The organism is Microbacterium sp. MPKO10, assembly GCF_026107415.2.
GTDB lineage: Bacteria > Actinomycetota > Actinomycetes > Actinomycetales > Microbacteriaceae > Paramicrobacterium.
The window spans coordinates 278,156-291,394 of sequence record NZ_JAPCHX010000004.1 but is presented as its reverse complement, the minus strand read 5'-3'; the positions used below and the strand labels follow the sequence as shown (position 1 = coordinate 291,394).

At 64.7% G+C, this 13,239-nt stretch carries 12 protein-coding genes and 1 tRNA gene; 6 read left to right on the top strand and 7 right to left on the bottom strand.

Annotated elements, in window-relative coordinates; all coding sequences use genetic code 11:
* Nucleotides 1-29 precede the first annotated feature (29 nt).
* The 5 genes from OK352_RS09525 to OK352_RS09505 all read left to right on the top strand — a co-directional run bounded on the left by OK352_RS09525 (nucleotide 30) and on the right by OK352_RS09505 (nucleotide 3,117).
* A complete protein-coding gene (locus OK352_RS09525; protein ID WP_265141236.1) occupies nucleotides 30-692 on the top strand; it encodes a GNAT family N-acetyltransferase in 663 nt (220 codons plus the stop codon).
* A gap of 69 nt (nucleotides 693-761) precedes the next feature.
* Nucleotides 762-1,784, top strand: a complete 1,023-nt coding sequence (locus OK352_RS09520; RefSeq protein ID WP_265141235.1) for a hypothetical protein — start codon at nucleotides 762-764, stop codon at nucleotides 1,782-1,784.
* A gap of 60 nt (nucleotides 1,785-1,844) precedes the next feature.
* Nucleotides 1,845-1,917: transfer RNA gene (locus OK352_RS09515), tRNA-Ala, on the top strand.
* A gap of 295 nt (nucleotides 1,918-2,212) precedes the next feature.
* Nucleotides 2,213-2,647, top strand: a complete 435-nt coding sequence (locus OK352_RS09510; protein WP_265141234.1) for a DUF4260 domain-containing protein — start codon at nucleotides 2,213-2,215, stop codon at nucleotides 2,645-2,647.
* A gap of 74 nt (nucleotides 2,648-2,721) precedes the next feature.
* Nucleotides 2,722-3,117 (top strand): VOC family protein, encoded by a 396-nt coding sequence (locus tag OK352_RS09505; RefSeq protein ID WP_265141233.1) that lies wholly within the window; start codon nucleotides 2,722-2,724, stop codon nucleotides 3,115-3,117.
* A 166-nt stretch (nucleotides 3,118-3,283) separates the two neighbouring features.
* On the opposite strand, the gene OK352_RS09500 is transcribed toward OK352_RS09505, so the two are convergent.
* Nucleotides 3,284-4,717, bottom strand: a complete 1,434-nt coding sequence (locus OK352_RS09500) for an MFS transporter (RefSeq protein ID WP_265141232.1) — start codon at nucleotides 4,715-4,717, stop codon at nucleotides 3,284-3,286.
* Between the two features lie 105 nt (nucleotides 4,718-4,822).
* Between OK352_RS09500 and OK352_RS09495 the strand changes: the two genes are divergently transcribed.
* On the top strand, nucleotides 4,823-5,290 hold the full coding sequence (locus OK352_RS09495) for a MarR family winged helix-turn-helix transcriptional regulator (protein WP_265141231.1): 468 nt from the start codon (nucleotides 4,823-4,825) through the stop codon (nucleotides 5,288-5,290).
* A gap of 8 nt (nucleotides 5,291-5,298) precedes the next feature.
* Here the strand turns inward: OK352_RS09495 and OK352_RS09490 are convergent, their stop codons facing one another.
* The 6 genes from OK352_RS09490 to OK352_RS09465 form a co-directional block, all read right to left on the bottom strand.
* On the bottom strand, nucleotides 5,299-6,858 hold the full coding sequence (locus tag OK352_RS09490) for a molybdopterin-dependent oxidoreductase (protein WP_265141230.1): 1,560 nt from the start codon (nucleotides 6,856-6,858) through the stop codon (nucleotides 5,299-5,301).
* A gap of 98 nt (nucleotides 6,859-6,956) precedes the next feature.
* Nucleotides 6,957-8,585 carry an ABC transporter ATP-binding protein gene (locus OK352_RS09485; RefSeq protein WP_265141229.1) on the bottom strand — a complete coding sequence of 543 codons (1,629 nt, stop codon included), beginning with the start codon at nucleotides 8,583-8,585 and terminating at the stop codon, nucleotides 6,957-6,959.
* Nucleotides 8,582-10,234 (bottom strand): ATP-binding cassette domain-containing protein, encoded by a 1,653-nt coding sequence (locus tag OK352_RS09480; protein WP_265141228.1) that lies wholly within the window; start codon nucleotides 10,232-10,234, stop codon nucleotides 8,582-8,584. The genes OK352_RS09485 and OK352_RS09480 overlap by 4 nt, the downstream gene beginning before the upstream one ends.
* Nucleotides 10,221-11,198 (bottom strand): ABC transporter substrate-binding protein, encoded by a 978-nt coding sequence (locus tag OK352_RS09475; protein WP_265141227.1) that lies wholly within the window; start codon nucleotides 11,196-11,198, stop codon nucleotides 10,221-10,223. The genes OK352_RS09480 and OK352_RS09475 overlap by 14 nt, the downstream gene beginning before the upstream one ends.
* A 59-nt stretch (nucleotides 11,199-11,257) precedes the next feature.
* Complete coding sequence (locus OK352_RS09470; RefSeq protein ID WP_265141226.1) at nucleotides 11,258-12,085, bottom strand: ABC transporter ATP-binding protein; 828 nt, start codon at nucleotides 12,083-12,085, stop codon at nucleotides 11,258-11,260.
* A complete protein-coding gene (locus OK352_RS09465; RefSeq protein ID WP_265141225.1) occupies nucleotides 12,082-13,158 on the bottom strand; it encodes a FecCD family ABC transporter permease in 1,077 nt (358 codons plus the stop codon). Before OK352_RS09465 ends, OK352_RS09470 begins: the two co-directional genes overlap by 4 nt.
* Nucleotides 13,159-13,239 lie beyond the last annotated feature (81 nt).

Genomic DNA, 13,239 nt, shown 5'->3' with positions numbered 1-13,239 from the left:
CGCCTGGGTGCCGGCAGGAGGAATGACCGATGGTGGCTCCGCTTCCGACGCTTGAGCACGGGCGGATCACGTTGCGGCCGATCAAGGTGCGTGATTCGAAGGTTCTCGAGCGTGAGTTGCTCGGAAACCGCACCTGGTTGCGCACCTGGGAGGCGACGAACCCGTACGGTGCGGGAAACTTCGATGTGCGTGGCAGCATCCGGTCGCTCTTGGCGCAATCACGGCAGGGCACGGGTCTGCCGCTCGTCATGGAATACGACGGCGTCTTCGCGGGGCAGCTCAACGTCTCCGCCATCACGTATGGTTCCGTGTCGTCGGCGACGCTCGGGTATTGGGTGGCGGAGCGTTTCGCCGGGCGCGACCTGACCCCGACCGGGGTCGCCCTCAGCACCGACTACTGCTTCGAACGCCTCGGTCTGCACCGCATGGAGATCTGCATTCGACCGTCGAACGGGCCGAGCCTGCGCGTCGTCGAGAAGCTCGGGTTTCGTTACGAAGGTCTGCGGCGGCGTTACATCCACATCAACGGCGACTGGGCCGATCACTTCTGCTTCGCTCTTGTGCGCGAAGAGCTGAACGAGTCGATTCTCAACCGATGGGTGTCGCACCGTGTTCCCCCGGATGCGTGCGTGATTCCGGATGCTGATCGGCGCGCCGCGTCTCAGCCGTTGCGCACGTATCCCCAGCGCTGAGCTGATACTCAGGGGACACACCGAGCGAATGTCGCGGCTCGGCCGGATCGGCCACGTACTCTGGGGAGCATGGTCGGGGGTGGAGTTCTCAGCGGAGGTATCGTCTTCGCGATCGCCGCTGCGCTCTGGCTCGTGTACCTGATTCCCACGTGGGTGCGTCGCCACGAATACATGACAGCTGAGCGCAACTCGGTCCGGCTGCAGCAGACACTGCGCATTCTGGCCGAGACCACCGAGATGCCTGATGAAGTCCGCTTCGAGGCCACCGCGCGCGAAGTCGCCGCGCAGCAGAAGCGCCTCAAGCGCATCGAAGCTGAGCGGGCCGCCGCGCGCAAAGCGGAGAGCCGGGCAGCCATCGAAGCCGCGCGGGTCGAGTCGCAGGCCGCTGCGCTCAGAGCGAAGGCGGATGCTCGCGCTGCGGCCGCGCGTGCCCGAGCCGAGGCCGCTGAAGCTCAGGAACGCGCCGCGGCCGAGCAAGCGCGCGCTCGCGCCCAGACGCGTTTCAAGCGCTCACGGCGACGCTCTCGTCTTGCGACGACGCTGTTTCTTGTCGCGAGCGCCGGCACGGCGGTCGGTACGGGAATCGCAGCGTTGTCGAGTGGCGCGTGGCTACTGCCTGCCCTTGCCACGGGCGGAGTGGCACTGGCGATTGCCCTGCTGTCGCGCATGGCCGCCGTCGGCTCTCGAGTGACCCGCACGGTTAACGTTCCGCAGATGGTGCGACCGATCGAGCGCGAGATCTTCGATGCCGACCTGTCGACAGAGGAGCAGGAGATCATCGAACGGACGTGGACGCCGACGTCGCTTCCGAAACCTCTTCACCTCTCGCAGGGATCGGTGGCAGCGGCGACGATTGCCGCCGAAGCATCCCGAGTTCGCTTGCGAGAAGCTGCGATGGCGGAGGCCATGGCGCAGAAGGCCACCGAGCGCCAGCCGCAGGCGGCCTCGATCGATGAGCGCCGTGCGGCACGAGACGAGCAGCGTGCCGTGCAACAGCCCGCAGAAGCATCCCCGTACGCGTCCATGGGGATCGTCGACGAGGGCGAGATCCTAGCAGCCGATCTGCTGCGCCGCCGGATGGCCGCGGGGTAGGTTTCGACGGCGTCGTGTCCGTGGCGAGTCCTGTGACGTGATAATCTCGTATGCGTCTACGGGCCTATGGCGCAGTTGGTAGCGCGCTTCGTTCGCAATGAAGAGGTCGGGGGTTCGAATCCCCCTAGGTCCACAATTGTGATGTCTCGCGACATAGTTCCTATATGTCGCGAGACATCGTTCACTTAATTGTGTTTCTTGTGTGGCGTCAGGGCACTTCCGGAGGGTCCTGCCTGGGTGCTTGCCCTCCAGCGAGGTAGCCGAGTTGACGTCAGCATCGGCGCTGCTGACGTCGCACCTCGCGCCCCTCATTAGAGTGGTGCTGGCTCGGTCATGAACACAGGCGTACTCTCGGGCAGAAGGCGTGTCTTTCACTATGGGCATCCTTGGCAGAGCGACACAATTTCGCCGGGAATGGTGGAGGCGTCATGAAACAGGTCCGCATGGTTCATCGGATCGAGGCGGGAGCCATTGCCTTACTCGCCGTCGTCGCAGTGGTCGCTCTCTACCCGGCCTGGTGGTGGGTCATCCTCGCCGCATTCGTCGTTTTCGATCTTTCGATGCTCGGATACGCGTGGTCGGCTGCCGCAGGTGCAACGACATACAACCTGATTCACAACTACGCGTGGGCACTTGTCTTGGCAGCGACCGCGCTCGTGACGCAGCAGTTGGCGCCCGCCGTCTCAACGATCACGGGAGTTCTTGCCTGTGCCTGGGCCTTCCACGTGGGCGTTGACCGTGCCCTCGGCTTTGGCGTGAAGATACCGGATGCTTTCGGGCACACCGATCTCGGAGAGGCAGGAAATTCCGCGGCCAGTGCCGGGGAACGACGCCAACCGGAGCGCCAGAACCCGGGAAAATGACGAGCAGACCCACGCAGCATCGGGTGTGAGCTGGTACTCGCCTTCGTGGGAAACGTGTGGCAATGTGTCGAGACATGACACTTCGACTCTCGCACACCTCAATTGATGCCCACGATGCCTACGCACAGTCGCGGTGGTGGGGTGAGGTTCTCGGCTACAGCGAGGACCCTGACGACCCGAATCGTCCGGGACACGAAGAATGCCTCATCATCTCGCCTGATGGCAGCATCCGGATTCTGTTCATCGAGGTTCCCGAAGACAAATCGGTGAAAAACCGGCTGCACTTCGATCTGCGACCGACGGATGTCAGTCGCGAAGACGAGGTGGAGCGGGTCATCTCGCTTGGAGCGACCCGATTGGCTGACTTTGTCCGCAACGACGGAACCGGCTGGATCGTGCTCGCCGACCGAGAAGGCAACGAATTCTGCATCCTCACCGGGCAGCCGCAGCTAGACGAGCTCGGGCTCTGACGGCGAGCTTCGCCGCACGAAAGCTGCAGCGAGGTCTTTCTCCGAAGCTGTGCTTTGGTGAGAGACCTCGCTGCGTGCGTTATCGAGCGTTCTTCGGCATTGGTCGCGTCACCCCGAGAGCGAAGGCTCCTCACGCCCGAGCGGCTCAGACTGACGCGGCTTAGACTCACGCATTGGCATTCTCGGGCTGGCGTGCAGCTCGGTGGCGTGAGCGTGCCGCAATGGTCGCGATCACTGCTGCGACCGCGGCCCCGATCGCGGCAATGAGGAAGCCCGCAACGTAGCCATCGCTCGTAGGCGTTGATGAGCCGGGTGGGATCGTGGCAACGAGCACCGCCGAGATCGTCGGAGACGCAATGGATCCACCGACAAGCCTCGCGAGACTGTTGATGCCACTGGCACTCGCCGTCTGCTCTGGTCGCACATGCTCGACAGCCATGATGCCAAGAGCGGCAAAGGCCAAGCCAATCCCGATCCCAAGGATGGTCGTGCCGACGTAGATACTCGCCGGGTTCTCGTGGAACACAGCGACGAAGACGAGGGCGCCGGCCGTGAAGAAGCCGCCCATGCCGACTGCCGCGGAGGCGGAGAAACGTTGTGTGAGTCGGCCCGACACGAGGGAGATTGCGAGCATAAGAATCGTTGTGGGCATCAGGAATATTGCGGCGCCCAGAACCGTCGCGCCGAACCCATATCCGGCGCTGACCGGCGTCTGCACGAGGGCAGGAATAAGCACAAAGGCGCCAAAGAGCCCGAACCCCAGGAAGAGCGAAGCGAGTGTCGCACTGATGGTACGAGGATCGATCAGCATAGATATGTCGACGATCGGATCGGTAACGCGACGCTCGATCAGGACCCAGAAGGTGCCGAGCACGGCGGACGCGACGAACATGCTCAGTGTGGCTGCCGAACCCCAGCCCCAATCCGGACCCTGGCTAATGGCGAGCAACAGTGTGACGAGCGTCCCGCTAAGTAAAAGGGCACCGGGAATGTCGAGTCGCCCAGAACGTCTGACTCGAGTCGACGGTATGCAAGCCAGACTGAGAACGAGAGCGACTCCCGAGAGCCCGGTGATGATCCAGAACAAGGGCACGTACCCGGGAATAAGGGCGGAGATGATGCCGGCAAGCAGCATTCCGACGCCGTTGCCTGCGCCGAGTGTCGCTGAGACGATGCCGATTCCCGAGCGCGCGCGGTGCGCAGGAAGATGATCTCGGAGAAGACCAATTGCGAGGGGAATCACAGCGGCAGCGAAGCCTTGGAGAACTCTCGCGACGATGAATACCGGGAGCGACGATGACAGAGCGCCAACGATGGATCCGGCGGTCAAGAGAGCGATGACAACGAGGAGAACGGGTTTATGCCCGACGATGTCGCCGAGGCGTCCGGCTATGGGGGTGGCAATTGCGCCGACGAGGAGACTCACGGTCAGAGCCCATGAGACGGATGTCAGCGTTGAGTCGAATGCAATAACGAGCCGCGGAAGAATGGGGATCACAACCGCTTGCTGCAGGGCAGCGACGGCAGATGCGAGGGAAAGCACGGTCACCAGCAGTCCGGAGCGCCGTCCGGTCTGCGATGACGCGACAGGTCTTGTCATGGCGCGTGGTTCTCCCTTCCGGAGACGTACGATGGAAATGGTGGGTTGGTGAACACGGAAGACTATATACCTAACTTAGGTAAATAAGCAATGTGAGAGGTGCGCATGCCGCGATCGTTTGAGCGAGACGTCTTGCCCTTGCTGCAGAGACTCGCTTCGCTGCTCGGCAAGACACAGCTCTATGAATGGGGCTTAGCTCAATCGGGGGTAACGCTCGAGCGACCGGCCATGACCATCCTCGTGACGCTCAGTCGGGGAGGGCAGGCGATGCGTGTCGGCGATATTGCCCATCAGATGGGGGTCGAGGGCCCCCACGTCACGCGACACGTCAACAATCTTCTGCAGCGTGGCTTGGTTGAGCGAGTCGTCGATTCCTCGGACGCGCGAGCGCGTTTGGTGGATCTGACCGACGAAGGCACGGTGGTTGCCGAGAAGTATCAGGAAGCACTATTTGGGCTCCTCGACGACGTGATCGGTGATTGGGGTGACGATCAGCGACAAGCATTCACGGACTCATTGCGCGTGCTCATCGACGGTCTCAGCGACCAGCTTCGGCGGCGCTCAATCGATTGACTGAAGCCCTACGCGACCTCGACGCGGATCGCGTGCCAGCCCTCGGCGCCGTTGGGAACGACCGGTGCGTATTCGCCACTCTGCACCGTTCCGGATTCGTCGATGGCTCGCGCCTCGATGACGTGCGTTCCCGAGGGGGCATCCCACTCGAAGACCCACTGCACCCAGGTGTCGGCTGAAATCGGCGCAGCGAGGCGCGCCGGCATCCATTCGCCCTCATCAACGCGCACCTCGACACTCTCGATTCCCGTGTGCTGGGCCCAGGCAATGCCGGCGATAGGCACCGTGCCAGGTTGAAGCGTCTCGAGACCCGTTGGCACGTCAATGCGGGAGCAGGTTTTGACGGGACCTTTCGCCGACCAGCCACGGTCGGTCCAGTACGCGCTCGAACGGTCGTACGTCGTCACCTCCATCTCGACCACCCATTTGGTGGCAGAGACGTAACCGTACAGCCCGGGAACGACCATGCGCACAGGGAAGCCGTGTTCCTGAGGGAGCGGTTCGCCGTTCATCCCGACGGCCAGCAGACAGTCACGATCCTCCTCCTGAAGGACCTCCAGGGGAGTGCCCGCCGTGAAACCATCGATACTGCGCGACAGCACCATGTCGGCGCCCGCCTGAGGCCGTGCCTTCTTGAGGAGCTTATGGATGGGGTATCCGAGCCAGGTGGCGTTTCCCGTAAGGTTGCCGCCGATCTCGTTGGAGACGCACATGAGCGTGATATTGCGCTCGGTCAACGGCAGATCGAGGAGCTCATCGAAGGTGATTGTGACAGGATTGTCGACCATGCCCGTGATGCGTAGGCTCCAGTTCGACGGGTCGACAACGGGGACCTGGAGGGCAGTGTCAATGCGGTAGAAGTCGGCGTTCGGCGTGACGAGCGGGGTGATGCCGTTGACGTCGAGGGCGGCTCCCTCAGGGATTGGCGGGGCCGCGATCGCGGGCTCTGGCAATGTGAGCGCCTTGCGGACGGCTGACGCGGCCTGGGCTCCGGCGTTGATGGCGCGCGCTCCGATGCCGATGACCGCGGCTCCGACAGCAGTGCTCGCGATGTAGATGAAGAAGTCGCGTCGCGAGAGTCCGATGGCGCGCTGTTCGACGGCGCCCCGGGGCGTTGCTGAGTTCTCGGCCCAGAGCTTCAGCTGCCGTGTGATTCGGTAGAGCATGAGTACGGCTCCCAGCATCCCGACGACGCTGGGGATAGCCCAGGAGCCGGTTGACTGTTCCCGCGTCGTCACGGCGAGCGTCGCCACACCGGCGATGAGAGCGAAAATGACGATTCCCCACGGTGCTTTTCGCAACTCGAGAATGCCAGCGCTCGCGGCGAGAATCGCCAGCAGAATGCCCAGAAGCGTCAGGAGGAAGAGCTTGTCATTCGTGCCGAACACGGCGATCGCGAAGTCCTTCGCCCATGACGGGGCCAGGTCGATCACGAGCGATCCGGTGGCGACGAGGGGACTGCTGGGCGGCGCAACGAAAACTGCAATGACTTCCGCGATGGCAAGGCCTGCGGCGGCACTCGCGATTCCAGTGAGGGAAGACCAGAGAAGACTCTTTTTCAACGTCACGTCGCCACGCTATGCCGCAAGCTCGTGTGTTCTCTGACTGAGTCCGGAAAGCACGCTGTGGGGGAAACACGGAGACGGTGTTATAGAGAGATCGTCCGTCACTGTGGTTTAGACAGGACGACGTGGTTGTCGATGCCACTGATCGCGTCGGAGCGATGAGCGATCACGATGACCGTGCACTCCGTCACGTCGGCGACGGCGTCGCGAATAGCGATCTGCGTCTGCGGGTCCTGATGTGACGTGGCCTCATCGAGGACGAGTACGCGCGGGCGCCGGGCGAGTGCACGTGCGAGAGCGAGACGCTGCCGCTGACCACCCGAGAGCGTGTCGCCGTCTGTTCCGATCTGCGTGTCGATGCCTTCATCCAGCGCTCGAATCTCTCGATCGAGGTGCGCCATGCGCAGAGCGCGCCACGCGTCGCCTTGCGTCAGCTCTGGTCGCCCCAGTCGCAGATTCTCGAAGACGCTCCCCGACAGCAGCGTCGCTTTCTGCTCGACGATCGTCACCAGGGCACGCAGGCGTGCGAGTGGGATGCTGCGCACATCGACGTCTCCCAGCAGCACGCGACCCTCCTCCGGATCGAGCTCACGGACGAGGAGCCGTGCGATCGTCGACTTTCCGGCTCCGCTCGGCCCGATGAGCGCGGTATGGGCACCGGCGGGAAACACCTGGTCGAGCTTGTCGAGTACGGGAGCATCACCACCCGGAAACACCACGGACACAGCCTCGAGCCTGACGGCGGGAGCGGCCGCGGGCACGACTGCCTCGGTTGATTCGACATCCTCGACAGCCGGTCGGCGCTCCAGCAGAGCGAAGTAGCGCTCGGCCGCGGCGACGGCTGCGGGCAGGCTTCGTGTGAAACGTTGGATCGACTCGAGCTGGGGCACTACCGCCCACACGATCGCACACGACGCAACGGCGCCCGGCAGGTCGCTGACGCCGGATGCTGCGAGAGCGAGAAGCCCCAGAATGGTGAACGCAGGCCACAGTGTGCCGGCTATTGTGCGTGAGGCGAATGCCGTGCCGGCGCGTCGCAGCTGGTGGGCAACGGAACCCTCGAGCGTTCGCATCGTGTCGAGGCGCTGAGCCTCAGCCCGGAGAGAGCGAATCTCAAGCAGACCGACGACGCTCTCGGTGATGTGCTGCGTAAGCGATGTGCGGAGTCTCGACGTGTCTCGGGCGCTCTGCGACGATGTGCGGCGGGCGATGAGCGGGACGACGAGGGTGCCGACGAGGAATCCCACGCTGGCGACGAGCAGCGCTGACGGTCCCGCGATCATCACGATAGCTGTCGCGGCGCCGGTCGGAACGAGAATCCCGGCAAGAGTCGGAACGATCGTGTGAGCGAAGAACACTTCAATGCGGTCGATATCGCGCGTGGCCACCTGAAGCAGCCGTCCGGCTCCGACGTGCGTGACGACGCCGGGGGCCTGCGGGAGGAGGGCATCGAGAAGGCGCAGGCGCATCGCCTTCAGCAGGTCGAACGCCGCGTGGTGGCCCGTGTACTGCTCGAGGTATCGGGCCAGCGCCTTGATGAGCGCGAGGGCGACGAGAACTGTCGCGACCGTTCCGATGCCGGGGCGAACTGGCACATCTGACGACATGATCCAGAACGCGGGCAGCGCGATGAGACCGATGCCGCAGGCCGCTCCCGCCAGGCGGAAGACGAGGGACGCGGCGAGCCACCCGCTGCTCGGCGCGGCGGTCCGCAGAAGACGAGTGATCACGCAAGTGCCTCTCTGGTCGTAGTCGAAAGCACGCCGTCGGTCATGACGGCAATGCGGTCAGCCCAAGCGAGTTCGTCATGCCGATGTGTGATCAGCAGAACCGTGGAGATCTGAACCACCTCGGACACGGCGCGCAGCACTCGCTCGGCCGATTCCTGGTCGAGATTCGACGTCGGCTCGTCGAGCACCAGAATCGGCGACCCGCAGACGAGTGCACGGGCAATGCTGAGGCGCTGAGCCTGCCCGCCCGAGATCGTCGCGCCGTCGGTGGTGAGAGGGCGATTCAGCGCACTGCCGCCGTTGGAGAGTTCGCAGGTGAGTCCGACGCAGTCGAGCGCCCAGACGAGTCGGTCGTCTGACGCCCCCGGCGCGCCCAGGCGCAGGTTGTCGGCGACGGTTCCGGTGAACAGTGTCGTGCGCTGGGGAACGAAGGCGACTGCTGCAGTGCGCGCCGATGCATCGCACGCGGTGCCGTTGATCGTGATGGTGCCGGATGCTGTGGGGAGCAGCCCCGCGAGGGCCAGGGCGAGGCTTGTCTTCCCCGATCCGCTCGGGCCGATCAGCGCCGTGATCGTTCTCGACGGAAGATCGAGGGTCACCTCCCTGACAGTTGCGCGGCATCCACGGACGATGCTCACCTGCTCCAGCCGGACACACGTAGGCAGAGCTGATGCCTGCGTGCTGACCGTCGGAGACGGGAGATCGCGCGAGGACGCCGTGGACAGGGCGCGGTGTGCGGCATCCTGCCGTGCCTGCCCGGCCATGCCGACATAGAACTCGCGGCCCACATGGTCGACGGGCTCGAGAAGGAGCCGACCCAACAGCACCAGCGCGAGAGCCTGGCCCGCCGTGAACGCACCGGCGGCGAGGCCGATCATCGCGGCGACGCCACTCGCGGCGGTCACGAGAAGCCCAAAGAAGCCGTCGGTCGCGAGCAGTACCAGCTGGTTGCGCCGCAGCATCCTCATCACCTCGACACGAGCCGTCTCGGCACGGCGCGCAAACCGCTCCCGACGTTGCGGCCCGGCTCCGAGCATCGCGATCGTTCCGAGTGCGCGCACGGTCTCGGTGAATTCTGCTGCGAGCGACGCCGACGCGGCGCTGTGAGCGCGGGTGGGCCTGCGGACCCTGGCCATGGCGGCACCAAGCAGCGGCGGGGCCAGCGCAATGCACACGGCAAGCACCGCCGAAACGAACACGCCGTGCGAGACCGCAATCACCGCCAGGACGGCGACCGGTACGATCAGCGCCCCGAGAAAGCGGCCGACAAACGTCGACCGGTAAGCGGCAATGCGCTCGACAGCATCCGTGAGCCCGCTCACCGTGTCACCCGGCTCTTCACGTCCGTCTATCGGCGTCGTCAACATTCGAGTGGCGAGCCTGCCGCGCCAGAATTGTTCTTCAACCGGCTGCTGATGTGACGGCAGCAGCGATTCGACGCCAGCGCACACCGCGGCTCCAATTGCGCAGGCTCCAGCGACAAGGAGAAACGGTTGAGCGTCGCCGCCGGAGAGGATCGTGTCGACCACAGCTCCGATCGCGAGGAATGCGCTCGCCGAGAGCACGGCGCGCACTGCGCTGGCCGCGACGATGCCCCATCCGCGCGGCGGGGTGTCGCGCGCGAGACGCCGGAGTCTAGAGATCTGCATCGGGATGCAAGATCGACGCGATGGCCGTGAGCCCTTCGACGGTGCGAGTGCCTGACGTTCCCGAGGCGATCGAAGCGCTCACCGTGGCCGTCTGCTCGCTGGCGATCGCGGGGACGTCCGCGAGGGCGCCCGCGTCGAGCAGGTCCGTAAACGGCGTGATGCCCTCGCCCTGAAAGTCTTCGACGATGATGACGTCGGGGTTCGCCGCGATGATCGCCTCGGGCCCCGCGGGCACGGCGCCCTCGGATGCCCCGACGACGGTTCCACCGGCTTGCTCGACCAGCGTCGACATGGCTGACGACGCGGACTGGACAAACTGTCGCCCGCCTCGCGACATCAGCAGCAGCACCGTCGTGTCGATCGGGTCGTCGCTGATCGCAGCGAGAACCCGCGCCTGCTGTTCCGTCATCGACGTGACGATGTCTGCGGCGGTCGACTCGGCGCCGATGGCCTGTCCGATCGTCTCGACAGCGGTCATGACCGTGTCGATGCTCTCAAAGTTTGACGAATCGAAGATGAGTGACGGGACTCCCGCCTTCGACAGCACATCGGCGGCATCCTGCTCGCCCTCGTGTCGACTTGTCATGAGCACCAGATCCGGGTCGAGTGCGAGAATCTGCTCGGGATCCGGATTCGTCCCCGCCGGGAGCGCGGTGTCGACGAGTTCCGCTTCGGCGATCTGGTTTCCGGCGCCCTCGGTGACGCTGCCGTGCGATACCGCGGCGACACGTTCGTGGCCGACGAGCTCGAGAGCGATATCCCCGGTCTCCGTTGACAGAGCGACGATGCGCTGCGGCGCCTCATCGATCGTGACCGTCTGGTCGTCCACCGTGACGGTGCGCGGCCATGAGCCCGTCGCTGATGTTGGCGCGGGCGTGGCTTCCGTGGGAGCGCTGCAGGCGGAGAGCGTGAGTGCGGCGAGAGCGCAGAGAGCGACGCCCGCTCGAGTGAGCCGGTGATTCACAGTGTGATTCCTTGTCTATTGCGGGTGATGGGTTGAAACGGCTGAAATCGGATGCTGAGTCAGCTCGATATTGCGCCGAGGAGTGTGACGCTGGGCGTCCCCGTGTCTGGGTCGATGTGCACGGCGGCGCGGACGCCATAAACGTCCGCGAGCATGTCGGGCGTGAGGACCTCTGCCGGGTCACCGCTGTCATAGACGCGTCCGCCGGCGACGACGGTGAGCGTGTCACTGATGCGCGCAGCCAGTGTGAGGTCATGGAGGACGACTGCGATGCCGATTCCGTCTGCGGCACAGGTCTGGAGCGTCGAGATCACGTCGAGCTGGTGCCGCGGGTCGAGGGCGGAGAGCGGCTCGTCGAGCAGCAGATATTCGGAACGCTGGGCTAAGGCTTTCGCGATGAACGCGAGCTGACGTTGCCCGCCGGAGAGCGTGTCGAGCGATCGGTGAGCGAGTGGTGAGAGGCGGGTCTGCGCGAGCGCCGTGTCAACGGCGTCGCGGTCGTCGTCAGTGAGGGCGGAGAACGGGCGCCTGTGAGCGAATCGTCCCAGCTCAACGAGCTCGCGCACGGTGAACCCCGAGTGGCGATCGTGATCCTGCGGCACGAGTGCACGGATGTGCGCACGGTCACGCGGGGAGCTGTCGGCCACCCGCTCATCGCCGATCATGACTGTGCCTGATGCGCCCCGGTGCAGCACCGCGAGTGTGGCGAGAAGAGTCGTCTTTCCCGCTCCGTTCGGCCCGATGACAGCGTGAATGGCAGCAGGCTTCAGCCGGATGGAGACGTCTGAGAACACCGGATGCTTCGCATACTGGGCGGTGAGGTCGGTGCCGCGCAGGTCGCGACGAGTCCTCATCGCAGACGCGACAGCCATGTCGAGCGTCGTCATTGCAGACTCCTCCGTGATCGCAGCACAAGCAGCAGAAGTGCGGGAGCGCCCACGAACGCAGTGACGGTGCCCGTCTGCAGCACGACGGGTGTGAACAGCATCCGGGCGACGAGATCGGCGATGATCAGGAATGCCGCTCCGCTCAGTGCGGAGAGCCACATCAGACGCGTGTGCCGAGGTCCGACGAGCAGCCGCACGAGGTGTGGCACGACGAGCCCGACGAACGAAATGACGCCGGTGACGCAGACAGCCGCGGCGGTGACCAGCGCGGCGAGGGCGAGGGCCGACTGCCGCACGAGACCGACATTCACTCCGGTGCTGGCCGCTTGGGCATCCGAAAGGCTCATGAGGTCGAAAGAGCGTGCAAGAGCGAGCAGAATGATCGCGCCGAGGGGAATCCCGATCGCGGCGATGGCCACGTCGCTCCAGGTCGCTGCCGTCAAATCGCCGTTCAGCCAGAACGTGACGCGTTGCACGTCAGCGGCATCTGGTGCGTTTGCGAGGACGGCGGAGACGAGAGCGCCGAGAAAGGCATTTGCCGCAATGCCCACGAGAATGATCGTGGAGCTGCGCCCTCTGCTGACACTGCTGATTGCGTGGACAATGGCTGTGCAGACGAGGGCCCCGACGAAAGCCGCGAGAGGCAGCATCCACCAGGCAAGAGCGCTGATCCCCGTGACGATAGCGATGACGGCTGCGGCCGCGGCACCGCTGGAGACCCCGGTGATGCCTGGTTCTGCAAGGGGATTACGGAAGAGCGCCTGCATGACGACCCCGGCGACAGACAGACCGGCACCCACGAGCCCCGCAAGAACGACGCGGGGTAGCCGCACCTCGCTGACCAGAAGGTCGGATGCCGCGGGCGCGGATGCTGACGGCACAACGAGCCCGCCGAGCGCGTGAAGAACGGTGCCGGGCGAGAGCGAAACCGGGCCGATCGACACGGCGAGAAGCACGATCAGCATCAGGCCGAGTGACGCGGCGATGGGGGAGCCGATGCGAAGGATCCGTGCAGTCGCCGGTGGCTCGGCCGGCCACTGTGCTGTCGCGATCTCTCGGTCGTGCAGGAGCATGACGCGATTCTATACTGAAAATGAGAATCAATACCAATAGTGAATGTGAGCGCCGTGTTCTTTGCGCGCGGCAGGGCCCCG